This is a genomic window from Cupriavidus necator A5-1 (assembly GCF_000744095.1).
Lineage (GTDB): Bacteria > Pseudomonadota > Gammaproteobacteria > Burkholderiales > Burkholderiaceae > Cupriavidus > Cupriavidus necator_A.
In genome coordinates this window covers 3,217,132-3,241,260 of record NZ_JQLI01000001.1, presented here as the reverse complement: position 1 = coordinate 3,241,260, position 24,129 = coordinate 3,217,132, and the positions used below count along the sequence as shown (strand labels likewise).

The 24,129-nt window shown below is 67.3% G+C and carries 19 protein-coding genes and 1 pseudogene; 6 read left to right on the top strand and 14 right to left on the bottom strand.

All coding sequences use genetic code 11. From position 1 onward, the window contains the following. Positions 1-10 precede the first annotated feature (10 nt). The 8 genes and pseudogenes from K307_RS14395 to K307_RS14360 form a co-directional block, all read right to left on the bottom strand. The gene (locus K307_RS14395) at positions 11-1,456 is read right to left on the bottom strand and encodes an alkaline phosphatase (RefSeq protein ID WP_042879094.1); all 1,446 of its coding nucleotides are present in this window, start codon (positions 1,454-1,456) and stop codon (positions 11-13) included. A gap of 127 nt (positions 1,457-1,583) precedes the next feature. After that, entirely contained in the window at positions 1,584-2,348 is a 765-nt protein-coding gene (locus tag K307_RS14390) for an HpcH/HpaI aldolase family protein (RefSeq protein ID WP_042879092.1), read from the bottom strand. Beyond that, positions 2,335-3,567, bottom strand: coding sequence for a type III PLP-dependent enzyme (locus K307_RS14385; protein ID WP_042879090.1), 1,233 nt, complete (start codon positions 3,565-3,567; stop codon positions 2,335-2,337). Before K307_RS14385 ends, K307_RS14390 begins: the two co-directional genes overlap by 14 nt. Further along, a complete protein-coding gene (locus tag K307_RS14380) occupies positions 3,564-5,381 on the bottom strand; it encodes an IucA/IucC family protein (RefSeq protein WP_042879089.1) in 1,818 nt (605 codons plus the stop codon). The genes K307_RS14385 and K307_RS14380 overlap by 4 nt, the downstream gene beginning before the upstream one ends. 46 nt (positions 5,382-5,427) lie before the next feature. Continuing rightward, entirely contained in the window at positions 5,428-6,603 is a 1,176-nt protein-coding gene (locus K307_RS14375; protein ID WP_042879088.1) for an MFS transporter, read from the bottom strand. Next, positions 6,600-8,420, bottom strand: coding sequence for an IucA/IucC family protein (locus tag K307_RS14370; RefSeq protein ID WP_042879086.1), 1,821 nt, complete (start codon positions 8,418-8,420; stop codon positions 6,600-6,602). Before K307_RS14370 ends, K307_RS14375 begins: the two co-directional genes overlap by 4 nt. Continuing rightward, positions 8,417-9,622, bottom strand: coding sequence for an ATP-grasp domain-containing protein (locus K307_RS14365; RefSeq protein WP_042879084.1), 1,206 nt, complete (start codon positions 9,620-9,622; stop codon positions 8,417-8,419). The genes K307_RS14370 and K307_RS14365 overlap by 4 nt, the downstream gene beginning before the upstream one ends. 240 nt (positions 9,623-9,862) lie before the next feature. Next, positions 9,863-11,987, bottom strand: a pseudogene (locus tag K307_RS14360) (TonB-dependent receptor). Positions 11,988-12,320: 333 nt separating this feature from the next. Between K307_RS14360 and K307_RS14355 the strand changes: the two are divergent. Next, complete coding sequence (locus tag K307_RS14355) at positions 12,321-12,536, top strand: hypothetical protein (RefSeq protein ID WP_042879082.1); 216 nt, start codon at positions 12,321-12,323, stop codon at positions 12,534-12,536. A 179-nt stretch (positions 12,537-12,715) separates the two neighbouring features. Beyond that, positions 12,716-13,081 carry an H-NS family nucleoid-associated regulatory protein gene (locus K307_RS14350; RefSeq protein ID WP_042879079.1) on the top strand — a complete coding sequence of 122 codons (366 nt, stop codon included), beginning with the start codon at positions 12,716-12,718 and terminating at the stop codon, positions 13,079-13,081. A 90-nt stretch (positions 13,082-13,171) separates the two neighbouring features. Here the strand turns inward: K307_RS14350 and K307_RS14345 are convergent, their stop codons facing one another. Continuing rightward, entirely contained in the window at positions 13,172-13,597 is a 426-nt protein-coding gene (locus K307_RS14345; protein ID WP_042879077.1) for a hypothetical protein, read from the bottom strand. Positions 13,598-13,810: 213 nt separating this feature from the next. Between K307_RS14345 and K307_RS14340 the strand changes: the two genes are divergently transcribed. The 4 genes from K307_RS14340 (at position 13,811) to K307_RS14325 (ending at position 18,983) form a co-directional block, all read left to right on the top strand. Beyond that, on the top strand, positions 13,811-14,500 hold the full coding sequence (locus K307_RS14340) for a heavy metal response regulator transcription factor (RefSeq protein WP_042879075.1): 690 nt from the start codon (positions 13,811-13,813) through the stop codon (positions 14,498-14,500). After that, complete coding sequence (locus K307_RS14335; RefSeq protein WP_042879072.1) at positions 14,497-15,945, top strand: heavy metal sensor histidine kinase; 1,449 nt, start codon at positions 14,497-14,499, stop codon at positions 15,943-15,945. The genes K307_RS14340 and K307_RS14335 overlap by 4 nt, the downstream gene beginning before the upstream one ends. A gap of 155 nt (positions 15,946-16,100) precedes the next feature. Then, entirely contained in the window at positions 16,101-16,511 is a 411-nt protein-coding gene (locus tag K307_RS14330; RefSeq protein WP_042879070.1) for a VOC family protein, read from the top strand. A gap of 108 nt (positions 16,512-16,619) precedes the next feature. Beyond that, positions 16,620-18,983 (top strand): heavy metal translocating P-type ATPase, encoded by a 2,364-nt coding sequence (locus K307_RS14325; RefSeq protein WP_042879069.1) that lies wholly within the window; start codon positions 16,620-16,622, stop codon positions 18,981-18,983. 74 nt (positions 18,984-19,057) lie between these two features. Here the strand turns inward: K307_RS14325 and K307_RS14320 are convergent, their stop codons facing one another. From K307_RS14320 to K307_RS14300, 5 genes are read right to left on the bottom strand one after another with little or no spacing between them, the layout of a single operon-like run. Beyond that, on the bottom strand, positions 19,058-19,957 hold the full coding sequence (locus K307_RS14320; protein WP_042879068.1) for a polysaccharide deacetylase family protein: 900 nt from the start codon (positions 19,955-19,957) through the stop codon (positions 19,058-19,060). Between the two features lie 13 nt (positions 19,958-19,970). Further along, a complete protein-coding gene (locus K307_RS14315) occupies positions 19,971-21,023 on the bottom strand; it encodes a bifunctional UDP-4-keto-pentose/UDP-xylose synthase (RefSeq protein ID WP_042879066.1) in 1,053 nt (350 codons plus the stop codon). Then, positions 21,020-21,958 carry a formyltransferase gene (locus K307_RS14310; RefSeq protein WP_042882027.1) on the bottom strand — a complete coding sequence of 313 codons (939 nt, stop codon included), beginning with the start codon at positions 21,956-21,958 and terminating at the stop codon, positions 21,020-21,022. The genes K307_RS14315 and K307_RS14310 overlap by 4 nt, the downstream gene beginning before the upstream one ends. After that, a complete protein-coding gene (locus tag K307_RS14305) occupies positions 21,958-22,953 on the bottom strand; it encodes a glycosyltransferase (protein WP_042879064.1) in 996 nt (331 codons plus the stop codon). Before K307_RS14305 ends, K307_RS14310 begins: the two co-directional genes overlap by 1 nt. Further along, the gene (locus K307_RS14300) at positions 22,932-24,101 is read right to left on the bottom strand and encodes a DegT/DnrJ/EryC1/StrS family aminotransferase (protein ID WP_042879062.1); all 1,170 of its coding nucleotides are present in this window, start codon (positions 24,099-24,101) and stop codon (positions 22,932-22,934) included. Before K307_RS14300 ends, K307_RS14305 begins: the two co-directional genes overlap by 22 nt. Positions 24,102-24,129 lie beyond the last annotated feature (28 nt).

Genomic DNA, 24,129 nt, shown 5'->3' with positions numbered 1-24,129 from the left:
CGATAGTGGCTTACAGGCCGATGGCCTTCCTGATCAGGCCGAACACCTCGGTGTTGTCCATCACACCGGTGAAGGATTCAGCGCCGTTGCCCAGCGCGCCGATGAAGACATCGGTGCCGCCATGGGTCTCGCCACCTGCCGCCATTGGAATCGCGGCTTCCTGGTGATAGCTCTTGTCGTAGACCTGCGCATCGGTCAGCGCGGTGCGCGCGGCCGGGCGGTTTTCGCCATTGCCGAAGCCGATGATGGTGAACGGGTTGCCGCCGGAGTCCGTGGCGAGCGCGCCGGTCACATAGTTCTTCAGCAGGCCCAGCACGCCCGGGTTGCTGTCGCTGGTGGGGCCGGTGCGCCTGGCGTAGCCGTTCAGTACCAGCGTGTGGTCGTGGTCGGCGGTGACGACGATCAGCGTTTTCTTCAGGCCCGGATCGATCACGTTGAGCTTGTCGATGGCCGTCTTGATCGCAGTGTCGAAGGCCACGGTGTCCTGAAGCGCCTTGTGTGCGGTAGTTTCATGCAGCGCGTGGTCGATGCGGCCGCCTTCCACCATCAGGAAGAAGCCCTTTTTCTTCGCGGCAAGCACGTCGATGGCCTTGCTGGTCATTTCCGCCAGGCTCGGCTCGTCGGCCGGCACGCGGTCCAGGTCGTAGGCCATGTGGCTGGACGTGAACAGTCCCGCCACCTTCGCGGCGCTGGCGGCGTCGATCTTGTCGAAATCGGACTTGTTGGAGGCGTAGGTGTAGCCGGCCTTCGTCAGCTCGGCGACCAGGTCACGGCCGTCGGTACGGGCGCCGCCCGCGGCCTTGTTCTGGAAGTGCTTGCGGCCGCCGCCGAAGATCACATCCACGCCGTCGCCGAGCGCGCTGTTGTAGCCGGCGCCATTTGGCACCAGTTGCGCGGCGATGGTGTTCTCGGCGTCGCGATGGCAGACGTGGGCATACGTGGTGGCCGGGGTCGCGTGCGTGATACGGGTGGTGGTAACCACGCCGGTGCCATAGCCAGCGGCCTTCATCTGCTCGAGCAGCGTCGGCACGCTCTGGCCGTTGCCCGAGGCCGGGCAGGCGCTGTCCGCACCGGACAGGTAGTCCTTGCCGGTGGCATCAAAGGCGTTGGTATCCGGCGTCATCGAGATGACTTCGTTGTTCATCTTCACGCCAGTCATGTAGGCCGCCATCGAGGGCGCGCTGTCGGTAACCTGGGCGTTGTTCGAATAGGTCCGGATGAAACCGCTTTCGGGCAGCGTGTCCATGGTCAGTTCGCCATCCTCGCCGACCTTGTAGATCCGCGCCGCGGTCATGGTCGTCATGCCCATGCCGTCGCCGAGGAAGAACACCACGTTCTTCGTGGGTGCGGTGCCGCCGGAAGCCGGTGGCGTGACCGATGCGCTGTTGTCGTCACTGCCGCACGACGCCACGGCCAGCGCAAGCAGCGGTGCCATCAATGCCGAAATTCTTCTCATTCTTGCTCCCCTTTAGAGTCGGCGCAGAGGATGCACGAAGAATATTTCGCGCGCATGACGACAAGGGGCCGGCAGGAGAATGGCTACGACTCCGGGTTCGGCACGCGCACAATCCATTGTTCGAATTTCACCCCCGATAGCCGGCAACCAGTTGCTTCATTGCCCGGAAGGCCGTGGCGCGGTCGTCGCCGAGCAGGAAGGCGTGGACACCTTGTTCGCGCCAGTGCTCGCATTGCCCCGCGGCGCGCGGAATCGCACAGAACGGCACGCCACGTGCCTGGCAGGCCTGCGCGATGCGGCGGATCGCCGCCTGCACGGAAGGATGCTGCGCGTCAGCGGGCACGCCGAGGCTTTGCGACAGGTCGATCGCACCCTCGAGCACCATGTCGATGCCCGGCACGGCGACGATCTCTTCGATTGCATCGACGCCTTCCCGGTCCTCGATCATGGCCACCACCATCAGCTCACGGTTGGCCCGCTCGAAATAGGCCGGCAACGTCAGCGTGCCGAAGCCGGTGGTCCGGCCCCCGGTGATGCCGCGCGTGCCGAGCGGGTGATAGCGCGCGCTGTCGACCGCCAGCTCGGCCTCCGCCCGGCTGCGCACGTGCGGCACCACGATGCCTTGCGCGCCGGCATCCAGCACGCGCAGGATGATGTCCGGCGCCGTGCATGGCACGCGTACCAGGGCGGTGGTGCCGGCGCATTCCGCGGCGCGGATCATGTTCTCCAGCGTCTGGGGGTTCACGCCGACGTGCTCGAGGTCCAGGATCACGAAGTCGAAGCCGGCGTAGCCGATCATCTCTGTCATCAGCGGCAAGGGCAGCGAGTTGATCAGGCCGAACACATCGCGCCCGGCCGCGAGCGCGGCCTTCAGCTGGTTAGGCTGCAGCATCGGCATCCTCCGCGGGAAGGTAGCAGTGCCGCGGGTGCGGGTGGCGCAGGAAGTCGTGGTGCGAGATATGCCAAGCATAGGCGCCGGCATACGGGAACACCACCATGTCGCCGGCACGCACGCTGTCCACCGGCGTGTCCTGGGCGAGGATGTCCTTCGGCGTGCAGAGCTGTCCGACCACGCTGACGCGCGCGTCGCTTACGCCGGGGCGGGAAAACGGATAGCGCCACGATTCCACAGGCAGCACCCGGAACGGGTGGCTGTGCCCCTGCGCATACGGCGTACGGAAGTGGTGCGTGCCGCCGCAGGCCACGACGAAGGCGCGATCGAAGGCGTGCTTTACGTCGATCACCTCCATCGCATAGTAGCCGCAGAAGGCCGTGATATAGCGCCCGCATTCGAAGCGGACGGTCAGCCCGTCGCGCTGCTCCGACAGCGCCGGGAGGCCTGCGGCAAAGGCGGCCCAGTCGAACTGCCGCTCGGGCTCGCGGTAGTTGACGCCAATGCCACCGCCGACGTTGACCTGGTCCAGCGTATCGAGCCCGTACTCCGCGCGCCAGCGCCTGACCTGCTGCAGGTAGGCGTCGAGCAGGCGCAGGTGGGCGGCGGCGTCGAGCTGGTGCGACATCAGGTGGAAATGGAAGCCGCGCAGCCGGATTTCCGGGTGCGCGCGCAGCCACGCCAGGCAGGCCGGCAGCTGGTCGCCGGCGATGCCGAATGGCGTGGGCCTGCCGCCCATCATCAGCGTGGTGGCCTGCAGTCCTTCGATGGCGAGGTTGACACGCAGCAGCACCGGGGCGGTGACGCCGCGCTCCCGCGCGAACCATGCCAGCCGTTCGAGTTCATGCAGGCTTTCCACATGCAGTGCCTCGACGCCGAGATCGAGCGCGCTGGCCAGTTCCGCATCGGTCTTGCCGGGGCCGCTGAAGATCAGCGGTACTTCGGCAAAGTGCTCGCGCACCCAGGCCAGTTCGCCGCCCGAGGAGATCTCGAAGCCGTGCGCCAGCGGCGCCAGTGTTTGCAGGATCGGCAGGTCGGAGTTGGCCTTGATCGCGTAGAACAGTTCGAAGCCGGGCGGCAGGCTGTGCGCCGTGGCCGCGGCGTGGCGCCGCAGCGCCTCCAGGTCGTAGACGTAGGTGCACAGCGGGGCGCTGGCACTGGCAAGCGCGTCGTGCAGCTGGGCGGCGACGCGCGTCCAGCGCAGTTCGGGGGCGGTCATTGCCATGCGGCCTCCACGCCGGCGAAGGGAATGGGATTGGTGACGGGCACGTAGGTGGAAGCGCGGTCGGCGCGCTGGAAGAAGCGGTTGCTGAAATTGGTCTTGGCCGGGAAGGGGGTGCCGGCCAGCAGCCCATTGATGCGCCGGGCCGAGGCCGCATTGCCATGGCGATGCTGGTAGGTATGCAGGTGATGGCGCACCACGGACCACAGCCGCGTGGTCATGGACGGCCTGCCGGCACCGAGCTGGGCGATGACTTCGCACAGGTTGTTGACGAACAGGCAATAGGCCACGCGGTTCCAGCCTTGTTCCTCGTCGTACCACAGCGAGGCCTGCGCGCGTTCGCTGAGCGCAGGCATCGAAGACGCGGGATGGCGCGAGGGCGTCAGCTTCACACCCTCGAAGTCGCGCAGGAATAGCTGCGCGGGCAGGCCCTGGCGCAGGCCGAGCACCACGTTCTGCAGGTGCGGCTCGAAGATGACGCCATGCGCGAAGAAGAGGTGGAAGACCGGATAGACCAGTTGCCACACGTAGGCGGAGAACCAGCGTTCCGTCATGACATCCACAGGCGTCCCCGCCTGCGCGGCGAGCTCCGTCAGGAGCCGCTGCATGCGGGCTTCGCCGTAGTAATGGTTGCCGAACAGCGAACCGGCCAGCAGGGGCACGCAGTCGGGCGTGCGCAGCGTATCCACACTCTGGCGCAGGATCAGGCCGAAGCCTTCGATGACCTGGCGATTCTTCTCGATATCGGCATCCTTGAGGTCGACCGACAGGAACGCCGGCTCCTCCATCAGCGCCAGGCCCGGGAACAGTCGCCCGAGATCCGGCAGCAGCGGACGCAGCACGCGGTTGACGTGCATGGCGCTCTCCAGCTCGTACCATGCATTCTTGCGCACGCAGTTGGTAATGCGGATGTTCAGCGACAGCTTGTAGAAGTACGGATTGCCGGGCTGGTACAGGGTGCGGATCGACGAGGTGGGAAAGAAGTCCGCGCCCTGCTTGCCCAGGTCCTGCATGCGGCCGCTCGCCAGCGCATCGCGCACGAGCGGAAGCTCGCGCAGGTAGCCCGCCTGCCAGGGGTGGACCGGCACCGCCACGCGGTCGGCGGATACTGCCGGGGCAGTCGCGGCGATCAGCTGGTCGCAGCTGGCGTCGAGCAGGGACTGCTGCGCGAGGTCTTCGCGCGGCACCGCGAACCACGCGAGCGGAAAGCGGGTGCGCAGTTCCGGCGAGTAGCGCAGCAGGTCATTGTCGGAGAAGCCCTGCCGGCTCTTCGGCGTAGGGTGGAACGGATGGCCGAAGGTCAGCGACTGCTCGGAATCGATGTAGGCCTCCACCGGATCGGCAGGAATCGTGGCGGGCACCGGCACGGACAGCACTTCCGTGCTGACGGCCACGCTGTTGCGGATCTGCTCCATCAGCTCGGTATTGGGCGGCAGTTCGTGCTGCTGCGCCATCTCGCGCAACAGCAGCGCGGCCAGCGATTCCCAGTCGAGCAGTGCCCACGGCTTGTTCTCGGCCTTGTGGAACACCGGCGACAGGTAGCGGTAGTTACCGGTAAGCCAGGCGCCGCCGACCACGGCCAGGAGCCGGTCGTGGATATGCGGCAGCTGCACTTCCAGGACCTGCGCCGGCTCGCGCCGCAGCGTCATGGTGATCGTCGCAGGCCAGTCGTTCTGCCCGACGGGCGGGCCGACGCGCAACTGGCCGGCGGGCGCCGCGACCTCGCGGCAGTAGCAGTTCAGCAGCGTTTCCTGGCAGCGACGCGCGGCAGCCAGTTCCGCCGACAGGCGGCGCGTGCTGGTAACTTCCATATTGGTTTGCACTTGCATTGTCTTGTGACCTCGTTCTCGGGAGGGATCAGAGTGTGCTCATCCGCTGTCTGGCGGTAAGGATCAGGTAAGCGACGGCCGGCGCAAGCAGCGCGGCGCCAAAGAGGTAAGGCGCACGCTGGCCGGCCAGGCTGACTGCCGCGCCGGCGGCAAGCCCGGCCACGACGCCACCCCATTTCGAACTGCTTTCGAACCAGCCGAAGGTCCGGCCGGCGTTGCCGGCGTGCACGACGCTTGCCACCAGCGCATGCAGCGCGATGAAGCCGACCGTCATGGCGGTGCCCATCAGCAAGCGCCAGGCCACCAGCGCCGGCAGGCCGAGCGGCGCCGCCTGTGCCAGCAGGGTGATCACCAGCGTGCCGTAGGCGGTGGCGAGCAGCCCCAGCGACGGGGCCAGTCCCAGCCGCCGTGACAGCAACGGTGCCGCGGCCAGGTAGACCAGGTGTGGCAGGCCGAACAGCAGCCCGGCCGTCGCCGCGGATATGGCAGGCATGCGCTGCTGCATGTCGGGGATGAAGTACGGGAACGTCACGACGGTGGCGAACACGAACGCGAACTGCAGCACGTAGATCTGCCGGGGCGTGGCTGGTGCCGCGGCGCTTGTGGCGGCGGCGCGAGCAGCCGGGCGCTTTGCGGCGCCGGCGGCATCGCCCGCAGGCAACCATGCGATCAGTGCCGCGGCGACCAGCGGCAGCAACGCCAGCCAGCGGTAGAGGACGATTGGCGACTCCGCCCCTATCCACAGGCCGAGGCAGGCGGGCGCCGCCACCAGCGCGGCGCGCGCCGACCACTGCATCGCCGTCAGGCTGCGTGTGAGCGTGGTGCCGCTGGCGACAGTTGCCAGGTAGGCATTGGATGCCGAGAAGGTGCCGCCCAGCACGCCCTGCAGCACGAGCGCCGCCAGGAAGGCAAACGAGTTGGTCGCGTAGCTGGCAAGCAGGAAGCTTGCCGCCAGCCCCAGTTGCGCGCGCATCAGCAGCGGCTTCTTGCCGAAGCGGTCCGCGAGCCGGCCCCACCATGGCGCCGACACCGCTGCCAGCAGCGTTGGCACCACGTAGAACGCGCCCGCGAGCCACGGCACGTCATTGTGCAGCGAGCGCTGCAGGATCAGCGCGAAGAACGGCGGCATGCCCAACGCCGCGAAGGCGGCGATGAAATGGCACAACATGACCACCGCGACCACCTGTCGCGTGCCGGTGCTCATGAGGCCACCTGGAGGAAGTTGGGCGCGCGCTTGCCATAGAACTTGTTGACGTCGGTCGCGCCGGTCTGCGCCTTTTCCACCAGCGACGCCGCGGTCAGCAGGTACTTGAGGTGCAGCCGGTCGTCGTCAAGCAGCACCTGGCGCGCGAAGGCGGTGTCTTCGCCGGCGGCGGCCAGGTCGGCAAGCACGGCCTCCACATGGCGCCGCACGTGCGCGTAACCCGCGGCGGGATCGGTGCCGCGACGCTGCGCAAGGCCTTCCACCAGGGCCGCAATGTTCAGCTGCAGCGTGATGGTGACGAACATCTGCGCCAGCGGCAGCGCATCGGCCACGCCAATGCGCTGGTCTTCCAGGCCGTCGAGGCGGGCCGCCAGTGCCGGCCAGCGGTGCCCGAGCGTGCCGCGGTCGATGCGTGCGGCATCGTTGTCCTTCAGCAGCAGGCGCAGGCCATCGTCGCCGTAGACCAGCATCGAATTCTGCTGGTTCGACTCCAGGGCAATGCCGTAGCGCAGCCACAGCGTAAGGTGCAGCTGCAGCGTGAGCGCCAGGTAGGCGTCAAACCAGGCATCGAGATCGCCGCCGTGGTAGCGGCCGGCGAGTTCCTCGGCCACGCACAGGCCGCCGGCGGTTTCGGCCAGCAGGCCGGCCACCGAAACCACCGTGGCGTTCGCCAGTTGAGGTTCGGGGTAGCGGCGCAGGATGTAGCCCAGGAACGGGCGCTGGTCCACATGGGCGCCGTTGACCTCGTCCGTCAACAGCACCTGCCCATTGAGGCCCGGTTCACGCCGGACGATATCGCCAAGCAGTGTCTGGATGCGATGCCCGTCGCCGATGGTACTGGGCTTGATGGTGCGGATGTTCTTGGCACCCAGGGTCCGGATCGTGAGCGGTAGCTTGACGTGCCAATCGGGCGCATCGAGCAGGATCAGCGAGCGCACCGACAGGGTGGGAGACACGCGCAGGTACGGGCGCGGGGCCCGGATGACCTGGCCGTCGAGTCCGGCTTCCACCATGAAGCCGTCCAGGTGATGCTGCCACACGAACGGATGCACGGGCACCAGCGCATGCGACCGGGCGAGCGCGGGATCGAGGCCGACATCAGCGAAATCCGGCCAGTTCGGCGGCAGCATGTCGCCGCTGGGATGATGGCGCTCGCGCGGCACCGCCAGCCAGTTCAGCGCCAATACAGGCTGGAACTCCGGCGCGTAATGTGCGAGATCGTTGGCGGTGAAGCCAAGCTTGGCACGCGCGGTGGGGTAGTAGGGGTGGTCGAGGAAGCCCGCGACGCGGTCGTAGTGCAGCATGCGCTGGTCCCATGCCGGCAGCGCGTGGCCGTCGGCACGGTCGGGCTGCGCGAACCAGCGCGCGCGCTCGGCCATCGAAACCTTGCGATGCTCGACAGCCGCACGGCATTCGTCGCCGTAGGCGGTGAACAGGCGTGCGTCTTCGGCAGGGAGGTCGCCGGCGAATGCTGCCAGGATCGTGTCGATTTCATGCAGCGGGGAGAACGCGCCGGCGTCTTCGCGCAGCAGCGGCAGGCGGGTCAGGCGCCATTCCTGCATGTAGCGGGTGGGCATCACCGGAATCCAGAGGGTGCCGGCGCCAAGGTGCGCCACGCGCAGCCACTGCTGGCTGGCGTCGAAACCATGCGCCATGGCGGCCGGTACGGCATCGGCGCCGTGCAACTCGCCGTGACTGACGCACGTGCGGACATCTTCGCGCAGCAAGGTGTCGACGACACGGACGCAGATGTAGGCGGCATCCAGATCCGTCGTCGCGGCAGACAGGCCCGGTTGGTCAGGCAGGCGGGCGGTCATTGTGCAATCTCCCATGCGAGCTTGCTGCTGGCCAGCTCCACCGCGGCGGCAAGGCCCGTGGTATCCGGACCGCTGCCGCGCAGCACGCCCAGGTAATCCTTGTTGGAGTTCGTCAGCTGGATGGCGTCGCCCACCTTGCGCAGGGGCTGGTAGGTCAGGCGCACACCGTCGCCTTCATGCTGGCTATGGGAGGGCGCATGCCGGAGCGTGCCTTCCGCCTGCGCCGTGAAATAGCGGATCCAGGCCGCCCGCTTCGGCACCTCAAGCGCCGGCAGGGCCTCGCCAAGGTGAAGGCGCAGAACTTGCTCGAACAGCGGGAACTGCAGGGTGTCGGACAGCAGGAACTCGCGGTAGTCGCCGATGCTGCGGTAGTTGATCTCGATGAGCCGCGGGCCTTTCGGGGTCAGCACGTATTCCGTGTGGCAGGCGCCAAAGCCGATGCCGAAGCGGCGGATGGTGGCCAGGACTTCGGCCTCGACCGACGCGGGCAGGGCGGTGCCCCACACGGCTTCCAGTTCAACGAAGTATGGCGGCGGCGACAGGCTCACACGAAAGCCGCCCAGCGCGCGGATCTCCTCGCCATCGCCCAGCGTTTCCAACGTGTAGAGCGGGCCCTCCAGGTATTCCTCCAGCAATAGCGCCTGGCCCGGGTGCCGGGCCCATATGGCCCCGCAATGCTCGGCAAGCTCGGCGTGGCTGCGCGCCAGGCTGACCTGCTGACTAGCCACGCCTTCGCGCGGCTTGACGATGCATGGCATCGGGACGTTGGCGAGGGCCGCCAGGCCGGCGGCATCGCAGACGACCGCGTGCCAGAGCGTATCGATGCCCGACTCCGCCAGCCGCCGCCGCATTTCCGCCTTGTTCTTGGCGGCGTAGGTGGTACGCCAGTCCTTGCCCGGCAGGCCGAAGTAGGCTGCTGCAATCGCCGTGGCCGTCTGCAGATGATCGCTGTTGGAGAAGACGGCGGCGGGCTTGCCACCGCGACGGGTAATCGCATCGATGACCGCCAGCGGGTTGAAGACATCGCACGGGATGACGTCATCCGGATAGGCGGGCAATCCGGTGCTGGCAAAGTGGGCGCGATGCGCATCGGCACAGTCGGTCAGCAAGACGACGGAAAGCCCGAGTGCCCGTGCCGCCGGCAGGAAGCCTTCATTGACGGGGGCGGTCGATACGTGGGCGAGTACGAAGAGTTCTTGCATGGATTTGGGCCTTGGAGTTGGGTTGTGCAGCTGGAGATGTTTAGTTAAGCGCGCTTAGTAAATCGTGATGCTAATTGTAATGATTCGCATTACGTCGTTTTGATACGTCTTGTTACGACAAACTAAGTGAGCGGGCCGGTGCCCCAAAAATCGTGCGACGCGTGAAAGGCCGTCAGCTTGCTGCAAATGCCCCGGTGGAGCGTTGCCCCCACAGGTTTTCACCTGTGGGGATCGCGTTGATTACATGCGGTAGCGCAGCGTCGCCATCACGCTGCGCGGGGCGCCCGGCATGTTCAGGTTGGCGTTGGTGCCGTGCCCCGACACGATGTAGCCCTGGTCGAACAGGTTGTACACGTTGAGCTGCGCCTCGAACGCGCCGCGGCGGTACCAGGCCATGGCGTCGGCGGTGACGTAGCCGGGCAGGGTGACCGTGTTGCCCGGATTGGCAAAGCGCTTGCCGACCAGGTTCAGGCCGGCGCCAATGCCAAAGCCGTGGCCGAGGTCCTTCGTCAGCCAGACATTGCCGCTATGCATCGGCGTCAGCGTGGCGCGCTTGCCTTGCACAGGCTGGCCTGCATCGATCTGGGTGGAGTTGATCACCCGGGCGTCAAGGTAGGCGTAGCCGGCCAGCACGCGCCAACCCTGGGGCAGCTCGGCAGCCGCGGTCAGCTCCGCGCCGTCGGTGCGTTGCGTGCCGATCGGCAGCAGGGCGGTGCCGGCGGCATTCGACACCTTCATGTTGTTTCGCTCCAGGCGGAACACCGAGATCGTGGTGCTGGCCTTGCCGTTCAGCCAGTCGTACTTGGCACCGACTTCGGTGTTGTTGGTGGTCTCAGGCGCCAGGTCGGCGTTGTTCGCCGCCAGCGCAAAGGCCTCGCCCGAAGGCTGGAACGACTTGCTCCACGACACGTAGTAAGACTGCGCCTTCGACGGTTGCCACACCAGGCCGGCGCGCGGGCTCCAGGCAGTGTCGGTACGCGACAGGTCGCGCTGGCCGGCGATGCGGTTCTTGGTCTCCTGCTGGAAGTTGTCGTAGCGCACGCCCACCAGCGCCTTCCACTGCTCGCTGAAGGTGATCATGTCCTGGGTGTAGAACGCCAGGGTATTGAAGATGCCGAGGTTGGAGGTGGTCGGCGTGCCCGGCGCCTGGCGCGGCAGCGTCAGCAGCACCGGGTTGAACAGGTCAAAGGTGGCGACCTGGCCGTTGGCGCCCAGCACCGGCTTGGTGTTGTTGACCTGGTCCTTGTTCTGCTGCCCAATCTCCATGCCGTACAGCAGCTCGTGCTGCGTGCCGAGGAAGGTGGCCTTCTGGATCAGGTCGGTCTGGTTGAACCAGCCATGCTCCTCGCGGCGGACATTGCCGTGGTTCATGGTCAGGGTGCGGGCCGCCTCGTTGACCGTGTTGGTCAGCGTGTTGTTGCGGTCCAGCGAGTAGTGGTAGTAGCGGGTCGCATTGCGGATCGACCAGTTCTCATTGAAGCGATGGTTGATCGTGGCGGTACCGGAGAACACCCGCGACTGCGAGTAGTCGGCGTCGCGCGCATTGGCCGCGCCGTAGTAGCGCGAGGCCGGCACGTCGACCGGACGGCCCTGGAAGGCCGGGATGCCGAAGTCGGTCACGCGGCGATCTGGCCTGCAGCAGCACGGTGGTCTCGGGCGCCACGCGCAGTTCCAGCGACGGTGCGATCGCCGAGCGGTCCAGGAACTGCTGCGAGCGGTAGCTGTTGGCCTTCTGCACCGCGCCGGTGATGCGGAACGCGGCAGCGCCGTCGGCGAACACGCGGCCGACGTCGGCCTCGGCGCGGCGGTCGGCCCACATGCCATAGCTGAGCGCAAAGTCGGTGACGTCGATGCCCGGCTTCTTGGTCACGCGGTTGATCAGGCCACCCGCCGAGCCGCGCCCGTACAGCACCGCCGCCGGGCCCTTGATGACCTCGACGCGGTCGACGTTGGACAGGTCGCGGAAGTACAGCGCGTCGTCGCGGATGCCGTCGACGAACTGGTCGGCGATCGCACTGAAGCCGCGGATCGACACCTGGTCGCGCTGGCCGTCGCCGGTGGAGAACGACACCCCCGGCACGTTCTTCAGCGCATCCTGCATCGAGTTGGCGCGCTGGTCGCGCATCACGTCCGCGGTGACCACGTTGACCGTCTGCGGGATGTCGCGCAGCGGCGCCTCGGTCTTGGTCGCGCTGACCGCATTGGGCGGGTTATAGCCCACGCCAAGCTCGCGGCTGGCATCGGCCTTGACGGTGACCTCCGGCAACTGCGAAGCGGCTGGCGCGGCCTGGGCCCATGCAGCCATCGGTTGAAAAAGGAAGCTCCCCGCCACCGCTGCACAGATCGGGTGAAGTTTTGTTCTCATTTCCTGCTTGTTTCCCTGTAATGGCCTGTAATATATTTTTCAAATGCGACGCATTATCATTTGCATGTGGAGGCCGGTCAACAAACACCTTGACCCAACTGGGGGAATACGCGCGTGGAACGAGCCCCCGCTTCAGCGGGCGAGGGAGCTTGTGTACTAGCTCGGGCAGTGACTGCCCGCGCGGCAGGCTCCGGCATGCGGTTTCGGGCTGCGCCGCTGTGAATCACGGTGGGCCTGCACCTGATGGCACCAGGGCTGCCGGTGGGCGTCAGGGCCGTCACGCACACCGTGGTGAGAGAGGGAATCCGTTACGAACCGCCGCAGACTCTTGGCATGAAGACGCGTCGCAGCGGCACGGTAGCGGTGGTGGTAGGAAGTCTGTCGAACCCGCTCTACCCGATGCTCCTGCAATTGCTGGTGGAACGCCTGGCCAGCGAGGGCCTTCGCACGGCGGTATGGGAACTGAATGGCGCCATGGACGACGTGCACTGTCTGCGCACTGGCGGAGAGTCCGTGAAGTCGAATTGGCCGGCCGTGACCGCAGTATGACAACGCCCTCATTCTGCGCGGGGGGCGACGGCCGCGCGTGAGGCAATTGCCCGTGCGGCCACGAGGGAGAAGCGGCGGCGCAGGCAAAGGCTGTAGAATCATGTCTGTCTGACCGGCCAGCGGTTCCATCGCCGGTCCTCCATTGCCCGCGGGAATGCAGCGGGTCTCTCACGAAAGTCATGTCCGAGTCTGATTCAGCCAAACTCGCTGCGGTGGCCTGGATCCGCGAGCAAATGGACCGTCATGCCCTGACGCTCGACGACCTGGTCGCTGCCGGATGCTTCGACAAGGTCCCGGCGCCCGCTGCGCAACCTGTTGCCGCGAAAGCACCGCGAAAGACTGCGGCTGCGCCGCAGTCCGATGTCGCCGCCGCGCAGTCGCCGCTTGCAGAGCCCGCGCCAAACGGTACGCCGCAGGCTTTCGCGTCCCGCCCGCTTTACCGCAATGCCCTGGGGCAGAGCTGGGACGGCCAGGGCGAATATCCCGACTGGCTGCAGCGCGCGGTCAACGCCGGGCAATCGATCGAATTCTTCCGCGTCGAATAAGGCGCACGCATGCACGCCGGCCGTGCTGCGCAGCCTTCGGAGTGATTCGGGGATAATGCGCAGCGCGTGAAGCCCGCGCCGCGAATGCCGTCAGCAGTGCGGGGCCAACGGCAGCAGGCCGGTGAACACGGCCGGCGTCGCCAGCGGCGCCGCATGGGCCCAATGGACCAGGACCTCGGCGGGCAGCTCCGGCAGGTCGCCGGCCGCGGCAAAGGGTTGTGCCGGCAAGGCGGCGCTGTCGTCGGTCGACTGCGACGCATCAGCATCCTGCAACCTCAGCGGCTCGCCATTGCCGGTGGGCTCCGCCATCAACTGCACCGCGCCGCCGCTGCAACGCTGGCTGGCGCCATCGAGTACCGCTTGCGCTTCCATCTTTGCTGCGACATGCCGTTCCGGCAGCGACAGCCCCGCCGCCTGCAACGCGCTGCATACCGTCAACGCTGTCGCTGCTGCGACGGAGAGCGGCAGCGAGGACAGGGCAAGGCACAGCAGCAGGCGGTTCGGGAGGCGTTTCATCGGAAGGGCAGGGCGAGGGAGTTCGCGACAGAATGGGGGGCGGAGAGGCGTGAACCAAAGGCGATGCCTGTGGTCACCGCGCATTTTACCGGGGTTTTCCCCTGCATTACCCTTGCCGCGGGATGACATTTCTGAAATCTTCGCCCATTTCCGGCCATCCTCGGATAGCGTTACGCCATGGCGGCGCTGGTGCCGCCGGAAAGTGACTGATTCATGCGTATCCTGATTGTCGAGGACGAACCCAAGGCAGGCGACTACCTGCACAAGGGCCTGACCGAGTCCGGCTTCGTGGTGGACCTGGCGCGCGACGGCGTCGACGGCCTGGCCCACGCGCGCGAACACCCGTACGACCTGATTGTGCTGGACGTGATGCTACCTGGCCTGGACGGCTGGCAGGTGCTGCGCGAGCTGCGCCGCGAACGCGACACGCCGGTGCTGTTCCTCACCGCGCGCGACGAGTTGTCCGACCGCCTCAAGGGCCTGGAGCTGGGCGCCGACGACTACATGGTCAAGCCCTTCGCCTTTGCCGAGCTGGTGCTGCGCATCCGCACCATCCTGCGCCGTGGCCCGCTGCGCGAGAGCGAATTCATCGAAGTGGCCGACCTGCAGATCGATGCGATCCGCCGCCGCGTGGTGCGTGCCGGCCAGAAGATCGACCTGACCTCGAAGGAATTCGCGCTGCTGTACCTGCTGGCGCGCCGCCGCGGCGAAGTGCTGTCGCGCTCGCTGATCGCCTCGCAGGTGTGGGACGTGAATTTCGACAGCAATACCAACGTGGTGGACGTGTCGATCCGGCGCCTGCGCGCCAAGGTCGACGATCCCTTCCCGCGCAAGCTGATCCATACGCGGCGCGGCATGGGCTACGTGTTGGATGATGGCGACGACGCGTTGCGCGACGAATGAAGCGGCTCACGTCTTCCCTCACCACGCGGCTGGCGCTGGCGTACGGGCTGGCCACGGCCGTGATCCTGGCTGGCGTCGCCGCCTATCTCTCCAGTGCGCTGTCGACCCAGCTGGAAGGGCGCGATGAAAGCGAGCTGGTGGGCGAGGTGCTGCTGGTGCGCCACCTGCTGCGCGAAGTGAGCAGCGAAGCCGAGATCCGCGCCGATACCCACCGATTTGCCGACATCGCGATGGGCCATGAAGGGCTGATCCTGGTGGTGCGCACGCGCCAGGGCGAGCCGCTGGTCACGCTGAATCCGCGTAATGAGACCGTGCCGCCGCTGCGCGTGCTGCCCGTCACGACGCAGCCTGAAAAGGGCATGCTGCAGACCTGGTACCCGCGCAACCGCGTGCCGTCGCGCGGCATTGCCGCGCTTGGCCAGCTGGGCAATTCGGACAAGGCCGTTGAGATCGTGGTGCTGCGCGACGCCGGCTACCGCGTCGCGCTGATCCGCGAATACGGCCACCAGGTGCTGTGGGCCACTCTGTGCGGCGCCGTGGTCGCGGCGGGGCTGGGCTTCGTGCTGGCGCGGCGCGGGCTGCGGCCGCTGCGGCGCATGGCCGCCGATGCCGCCGCGGTCACCACCAGCCGCCTGGCCACGCGGCTGGACGTGGGCAGCGCGCCGGCCGAGCTGCGCGAGCTGGCGGCGGCGCTCAACGACATGCTCGCGCGGCTGCAAGACAGCTTCTCGCGCTTGTCCGAGTTCTCGGCGGACCTGGCGCACGATTTCCGCACGCCGATCAGCAACCTGATCGGCCAGACCCAGGTGACCCTGGCGCAAAGCCGAGGCGTGGCGGAGTACGAGACGCTGCTCGAATCCAACCTGGAAGAGTATGAACGGCTCGCGCGCATGATCGAGAACATGCTGTTCCTGGCGCGCGCCGACCACGCGCAGGTGGCGCTGGGCGTGCGCACGCTGGACGCGCGCGAAGAGCTGGACAAGATGGCCGAGTACTTCGAGGCCGTCGCCGCCGACCGCGATGTAACGCTGGCGGTCGCCGGGCACGCGCCGGTGCAGGCCGACCAGACCCTGCTGCGCCGCGCCGTCACCAACCTGCTCGACAACGCCCTGCGCCATGCGCCGGAGGGCAGCACGGTTCGGCTCGACGTCAGCCGCATCCCGGCGCCCGGCGGCGCCACTACCTGCATCCGCGTGGCCAATGCCGGGCCGGCGATCCCGCCCGAGACCCTGCCGCATATCTTCGGGCGCTTCTACCGGGCCGACCCGTCGCGCCGCAATTCGGCGGCGTCGACCGGGCTGGGGCTGGCCATTGTCGACACCATCATGCGGTTGCATGGCGGCAGCGTGACGGTGCGCAGCCTCGACGATGAAACGGTGTTTTCGCTGCAGTTCCCGGCCGATGCCACGGCGGCTGCCGCGCCGGCCGCGGCGACCGTTTCCTGAGCCACCTCCGTCACTTTGCATGCAGCCGGCACGCGCGCATAATGGCGCGCGTGCCGCTTCGCCCCACCCGGGTGCGCGGTACATCGCCAGTGCAATGCAACCCCGAATGGCAACCCCGAATTGCAACCCGATTGGCAACCCAAAAGGAGAATGACATGCAGGTGCAACCCTATCTGGACTTTGGCGGTCGCTTCGACGAGGCCGTGGCCTTCTACGGCAAGGTGCTGGGCGCGCAGGTCACGTTCGTGATGCGCTACAAGGACGCCCCGCCGAGCGAGGGCATGGAAGTCCCGGAGGACTGGAAGGACAAGGTGATGCACGCCAACATCCAGTTCGGCGAGAACCAGGTGATGGCGTCCGACGGGCGCCCCGGCGCGCAACCGTCGTTCAGCGGCTTCAGCCTGTCGGTGGGCGCGGTCGGCAAGGACGAGGGCCAGCGCATCTTCGACGGCCTCAGCGATGGCGGCCAGGTCGTGGTGCCGTACCAGAAGACTTTCTGGGCCGAAGGCTTCGGCATGCTGGTGGACCGCTTCGGCATGTCCTGGATGGTCAACTGCGAGCACTGACCCGCCAGTGCGTGGCATGGCGGACAGTGGCGCGGCCATGCCCCTTGACTCTGTAGTCGCTACAGGGTCTTCAATGTCATCAGGTCAAACCAGCGGGAACAACAAGAGATGGCTCGCACGTCACCTGAAGACGCCCTTCCTCAAGATCACGCCGCCCATGCGCACGACGGCGCCGCGCACCGGCACGGCGACCACGATCACCACCACCACGGGCATGAGCACGACCGTGCGCACGACCACGCGCACGCAGCGCCGGCTTCCGCCTGCTGCGGTGGCGGCTGCTCGTCGGCGGTCGCGCTGACGCCGCCGACACCAGTCGAAGTGCCGGCCGGCGCCCGTACCGCCGTCTGGCGTATCGACGCCATGGACTGTCCGACCGAGGAGACGCTGATCCGCAACAAGCTGGGCGGCATGGCGGGCGTGGCAGCGCTCGAATTCAACCTGATCCAGCGTGTGCTGACGGTGCACCACACGCTGCCGTCGCCGGAGCCGGTCGAGAAAGCAATCCTGAGCCTGGGCATGCAAGCGGTGCCGCTGAGTACCGAGGCGGCGCAGCAGGTGCTGCCGGAAACGACCGCAAGCAAGCCCTGGTGGCCGCTGGCGCTGGCCGGCGTGGCTGCAATCGGCGCTGAGGTGACGGAATGGCTGGCGCTGGGCCTGCCGTGGCTGCCGGCCGTGCTGGCGCTGACGGCGGTGGCGCTTGGTGGCCTGACCACCTATCGCAAGGGCTGGATCGCGCTGCGCAACGGCAACCTCAACATCAATGCGCTGATGAGCATCGCCGTCACCGGCGCGCTGGTGCTGCGCCAGTGGCCCGAAGCAGCCATGGTGATGGTGCTGTTCGCGCTGGCCGAGCGCATCGAGGCCGCCTCGCTGGACCGCGCGCGCAACGCCATCCGCGGGCTGATGGCGATGGCGCCGGAGCAGGCCACGGTGCGGCGCGCCGACGGCAGCTGGGAGGTCGTGCCCGCCGCCAGTGTGGCGGTGGGCGTGCTGGTGCGGCTGCGTCCGGGCGAGCGCGTGGCGCTGGACGGCAAGGTCGTGCGCGGCCAGTCGGCGCTGGACCAGGCGCCCATTACCGGCGAGAGCGTGCCGGTGGACAAGGCGGAGGGCGATGCGCTCTTTGCCGGCTCGATCAACCAGTCCGGCGAGCTGGAATACACCGTGACCGCACCGGCCAGCGATTCCACGCTGGCGCGCATCATCCACGCCGTCGAAGCCGCGCAGGGCAGCCGCGCGCCGACACAGCGCTTTGTCGACCAGTTCGCCCGCATCTACACGCCCACGGTGTTTGCGATTGCGCTGGCGGTGGCCGTGGTGCCGCCGCTGCTCATGGGCGGTGCCTGGGTCGACTGGATCTACAAGGCGCTGGTGCTGCTGGTGATCGCCTGCCCCTGTGCCCTGGTGATCTCCACCCCTGTGACCATCGTCAGCGGGCTGGCGGCGGCGGCGCGGCGCGGCATCCTGGTCAAGGGAGGCGTCTACCTGGAACAGGGCAGGCACCTGGCCTGGTTGGCGCTGGACAAGACCGGCACCATCACGCACGGCAAGCCCGCGCAGACCCACCACGCGCTGCTGGCCGACGATGTGCCGCAGGCGCGCGCCATTGCCGCCAGCCTGGCGGCGCGCTCGGACCATCCGGTCTCTCGCGCGGTGGCCACGGCGGCCGTGGCGGAGGGCATCGCCACGCTGGCGGTGGATGACTTCGAGGCGCTGGCGGGCCGTGGCACGCGCGGCAAGGTGGGTGGTGTGGAATACCGGCTCGGCAACCACCGGCTGGTGCATGACCTGGGCGCATGCTCGCCGGCGCTGGAGGCGCGGCTCGAGGCGTTCGAGCGCGACGGCAAGACCGTGGTGCTGCTGGCGCGTGTCGACGGCAACGGCGCCGCCACCGCGCTGGCCTTGTTCGCGGTGGCCGACACCGTGCGCGACACCAGCCGCCAGGCCATCGCGGAGCTGCATGCGCTGGGCGTCAGGACGCTGATGCTGTCGGGCGACAACCCGCACACGGCACAGGCCATCGCCGCCCAGGTCGGCATCGACGAGGCGCGCGGCAACCAACTGCCGCAGGACAAGGCCGACGGCATCGCCGCGCTGGCCGACGCGGCGCATGCGCGCGGCGGCCGCATCGGCATGGTGGGCGACGGGATCAACGACGCGCCGGCGCTGGCGCGCGCCGATATCGGCTTTGCCATGGGGGCTGCGGGCACGGATACCGCCATCGAGACCGCGGACGTGGCGCTGATGGATGATGACCTGCGCAAGATCCCGGCCTTTGTGCGGCTGTCGCGCCGCACCTCGCGCATCCTGGCGCAGAACATCACGCTCGCGCTGGGCATCAAGGCGGTGTTCCTGGTGCTGACGGTGATGGGGATGGGGACGATGTGGATGGCGGTGTTCGCCGATATGGGGGCTAGCTTGCTGGTGGTGTTTAATGGGCTGCGAGTGGGGGCGGTGAGGCGCGTGGCTTAAATCCCGCTCTCGGTTTGCTCCCCTCTCCCGCAAGCGGGAGAGGGAAGCAAACAATCGGTAGTCGGGACGATCGGTCAGCCCACCTCCGGCTGCACAATCAACTCCCCACTACGCCCCGGAATCTCCCCCCACGTCACCGGCAATTCCGGCAACCCCTCGCGATCCAACCCGCGATACCAGGTTGCCATCGACACCAGCTCGTGCCCCTGCGCACGCCAGCCCGCCAGCAGCCGCTCGAATACCGGCGCCAGCTTGCCGCCTTCCAGCTCGGTATGCAGCGTAAACACATGGTCGCGCGAGCCTTCGGTCAGCTTCAGCAGCGCGGTATGGACGTTGTCCTCGGTCAGGTCGCCGGTGCCGATCAGTTCGTCCAGCGTCGGCAACGTGGTCGGCATCTGTACATGCCGGCACGCCACGCCGTCGATGGTCGGGATATACGGCGCGGTGCCGCGTCCGTCTGACGCATACGCCATGCCCCAGTCATCGATCTGCCGGAACGCATCCTCGTTCATCTGCCAGCCGGCCGCGCCGTGCGTGGTGGGTGCTTCGCCAAAGATCTCGGCATAGCGCGCGAACGCCTGCTGCATCTGCCGCCGCGTCCACGCCGCATCGCGCTCGCGCACGTTGTCCTGCCAGTAGACGTGATCCCAGGTATGGATGCCGCATTCATGGCCGGCCGCGCGTGCCGCGCGCATCTCGGCCGCGCCCTTGCGGCCGATGTCGGGCCCCGGCAGCAACACGCCGTACATCAGCGTGCGCAGCCCGTAGTTGGACACCACCGAGGTGCGCGATACCTTTTTCAGGAAACCCGGCCGGAACACGCGCCGCAGCGCCCAGCCGGTATGGTCGGGCCCGAGGCTGAACAGGAAGGTGGCCTGCGCCTGCGCGGCCGCCAGCATCGACAGCAGCTTCGGCACGCCTTCGCGCGTGCCGCGCAGCGTGTCGACGTCGACCTTCAGGGCAATGCGTGCCATTTGCGGTGCGCGCTCAGTTGGCCGAATCGACCAGCGTGCGGGCCTCGACCACCTTGCCGCGGTAGGCCTCGAAGATGCGGCGCAATGCCGCTTCCATGCTGATCTCGGGCTTCCAGCCCAGCTCCTCGATGGTGTTGTCGATCTTCGGCACGCGGTGCTGCACGTCCTGGTAGCCCTTGCCGTAGAAGTCGCCCGACGAGGTCTCGACGATCTGCGTCTTGCGCGCTTCCTCCGCGTACTCCGGATAGTCCGCCGCCATCTTCAGCATCATCTCGGCCAGCTCGCGCACCGAGTGGATATTCGCCGGGTTGCCGATGTTGAAGATCTTGCCGGTGGCGATGCCGTTGGGGTTCTCGATGATGCGCATCAGCGCGCTGATGCCGTCCGAAATATCGGCAAAGGCCCGCTTCTGCGCGCCGCCGTCGACCAGCTTGATCGGCTCGCCGCGCACGATATGGCCGAGGAACTGCGTCACCACGCGCGACGAGCCTTCCTTCGATTCGAAGATCGAATCGAGCCCGGCGCCGATCCAGTTGAACGGGCGGAACAGCGTGTAGTTCAGCCCTTGCTCCATGCCGTAGGCGTGGATCACGCGGTCCATCAGCTGCTTGGAGCAGGCGTAGATCCAGCGCGGCTTGTTGATCGGGCCGTAGACCAGCGGCGAGGCCTCGGGATCGAACTCGTCGTCGCTGCACATGCCGTAGACCTCGGAGGTCGACGGGAACACCAGGTGCTTGCCGTACTTGACCGCGGCGCGCACGATCGGCAGGTTGGCCTCGAAGTCCAGTTCGAACACGCGCAGCGGCTGGCGCACGTAGGTGGCGGGCGTGGCGATCGCCACCAGCGGCAGCACCACGTCGCACTTGCGGATGTTGTACTCGATCCACTCCTTGTTGATGGTGATGTCACCTTCAAAGAAGTGCATGCGCGGGTGCTCGACGAGGTCGCCCAGGCGGTCCGTCGACATGTCCATGCCGTAGACCTCCCACGGCGTGGTTTCCAGGATGCGGCGCGTCAGGTGGTGGCCGATGAAGCCGTTGACGCCAAGAATCAGGACCTTTTTCATCGGTGTTCCTCGTTGGACTGTTCGGTAAGAAATTGGGCGAAGGCATCCGGCGTGACGGCCGAGCCGTCCTGCGCCAGCAGTTGTGTCACGAGCACCAGGCCGCCGTCGCCGCACAGGCCGACAATGCGGCCGTCACGAACGTGCAGGCCGGGCGAAGTGCCGGGCGGCAGCGCCAGCGCGGCATCGGGCAGCGGGCGGCGGGCTTGTGCGACGATAAAGCGTTGTCCCGCCGGCTCGGTGAACGCGCCGGGATAGGGCGGCGCCACCGCGCGGATCAGGTTGTAGACCTCGGCTGCGGGGCGGCTCCAGTCGATGCGCCCGTCCTCGGGTTTGCGGCCGGAATAATAGCTGCCTTCAGCCAGCCGGTTGGGCCGTTGCGGTGCTTGCCCGGCCATCATCGCGGGCAGGGCGCGCCACAGGGTCTGCTCGGCGGCCACGGTGACCTTCTCGAAGACCTCGCCGGCGGTATCGTCAGGCAGGATCGGCACGGCGGTCTGGTCGACGATATAGCCGGCGTCCGGCTTGGCTTCCATCGCGTGCAGCGTGGCACCGGTCTCGGTCTCGCCGTGCAGCACCGCCCAGTTCACCGGCACGCGGCCGCGGTACCTGGGCAGCAGCGAACCGTGCATGTTGAAGGCGCCGCCCGGCGCCAGGGCCAGCACGCTCGCGGGGATCATCGAGCGGTAGTAGAACGAGAAAATCACGTCCGGGCGGGCATCGCGCACGGCCTGCGCGATGGCGGGATCGGTCGGGTCCTCGCCGTACAGGAACGGGATGCCCAGCTCGGCAGCGGTGTCGGCCACGCGCCGGAACCAGATGTTCTCGTCGGCGCGGTCGCGGTGAGTGATCACCAGTGCCACCTCCACGCCGCGCGCATGCAGCACGCGCAGGCAGCGGTCGCCGACATTGTGGTAGGCAAAGACGACGGCGCGCATCATCGCTCCCTGCCGGCCACGTGCGGTGCGGCGGCGCGCGTGGGATCGCCCTCGAGCACCGCCTTGATGCGGTAGCGCGGGCGGTCGCGCACTTCCTGGTAGATGCGGCCGACATATTCGCCCAGCAGGCCCAGGCCGAACAGCAGGATGCCGATCAGGAAGAAGTTCATGGCGAACAGGGTGAACACACCCTGGACTTCCGAACCGAACAGGAAGCGCCGGACCAGCAGCACCACCACCAGGACGCCTGAACACAGCGACAGGATCGTGCCGATGGCCGAGAACCACTGCAGCGGCACGATCGAGAAGCCGGTCACCAGGTCGAAATTCAGGCGGATCAGCTGGTACAGCGAATACTTGGACTCGCCCGCATGCCGCTGCTCGTGCCCGACCTCGATCTCGACAGGGTTGGAAGCAAAGGTGTACGCCAGCGCCGGGATAAAGGTATTGACCTCGCGGCAGGCGTTGATGGTGTCGATCACATTGCGGTCATAGGCGCGCAGCATGCAGCCCTGGTCCGTCATGCGAATCTTGGTGATGCGCTCGCGCAGCCCGTTCATCGCGCGCGAGGCATAGCGGCGGAACGCGGTGTCGTTGCGCTGGCGGCGGATGGTGCCGACGTAGTCGTGGCCGGCGCGCATGGCTTCGACCAGGCGCGGGATTTCTTCCGGCGGGTTCTGCAGGTCGGCGTCCAGCGTGATCACGATCTTGCCGCGGGTGTGCTCGAAGCCCGCCAGGATCGCCATATGCTGGCCGAAGTTGCCGGCGAACAGCACCACCCGGGTCACGTCCGGGCGCTTGTGGAACTGCGCCGCCAGCATCTGCGCCGAGCGGTCGACGCTGCCGTCGTTGATGAAGATGATCTCGTACGACTCGCCGAGGCCATCCAGCGCCGGATAGAGGCGGTCGAACAGGGCTTGCAGCCCGTCTTCTTCGTTGTAGACCGGAATGACGACCGAAACCTCGACCGGGCTCATTTGGAAAGACGTTTGCATGTTTCGCTGAGGGTTGCGCAGACCCGCTCCACGTCGGCGGCTTGCATGGCGGGGAACAGCGGCAGCGTGACGATGCCGCGCCCGATGCGTTCGGCATGCGGCAGCATGCCTTCGCGCCAGCCGAGCGAGCGGTAATAGGTGAAAAGATGAATGGACGGATAGTGCACGCCGGTGCCGATGCCGCGCTCGCGCATCGCCTCCATGACTTTCTGGCGTGCCTGCACCGGTCCGCCCTCCAGGCGTTCGGTCGGCAGTACAACCTGGAACATATGCCAGTTGGTGGTGGCGGCCTGCGCATCGAGCGGCTGCGGCAGTTCGATGCCGAGTCCGGCCAGGCCGCTGTCGGCCGCGCAGCGGAAATAAGCTTGTGCCAGTTCCGCGCGGCGCGCGGTGATGGCATCGAGTTTGGCGAGCTGCGCCAGGCCGACGGCGGCATTGACGTCGGTCAGGTTGAACTTGCCGCCGGGCTCCTCGACATCCATGCCGTCCATGCCGGTACGGATCACGCCCTGCAGCCGCAGGCGCTCGGCGCGCACGGCTTCTTCCGGCGTGTTCATCACCAGGCAGCCGCCTTCGATGGTGGTGATGTTCTTGTTGGCCTGGAAGCTGAAGCTGACCAGGTCGCCGAAGCTGCCGATGCGCTGGCCGCGCCAGCGCGAGTCGATCGCCTGCGCGGCGTCCTCGATCACGCGCAGGTTGTGCTTCGCGGCAATGGCGTAGAGCCGGTCCATGTCCACCGGCAGGCCCGACAGGTACACCGGCATGATCGCGCGCGTGCGCGGCGTGATCGCGGCCTCGACCGCATCCAGGTCCAGGTTGCGCGTGCGCGGGTCGATATCGACGAACACCGGCCGCGCGCCCACCGCCAGCACCACGTTGGCGGTGGCGACCCAGGTGATCGGGGTGGTGATGACTTCATCGCCCGGGCCGATATCGGCGATGCGCAATGCGATCTCCATCGTTGCCGAGCCATTGGCGAAGGTGCGCACCGGGCGGCCGCCAAAGAGATCAGACAGCGCGGCTTCGAAGGCCTGCATCCGCGGGCCGGAGGTGATCCAGCCCGAGGCCAGCACCTTGCTGACTTCAGCAATGGCGGCGGCATCGATGTCGGGCCGGACGAAAGGCAGGAATTCGGCGGGAGCGGTCATGGAAATGGCGAAAGAGTGCGGTTGGTGC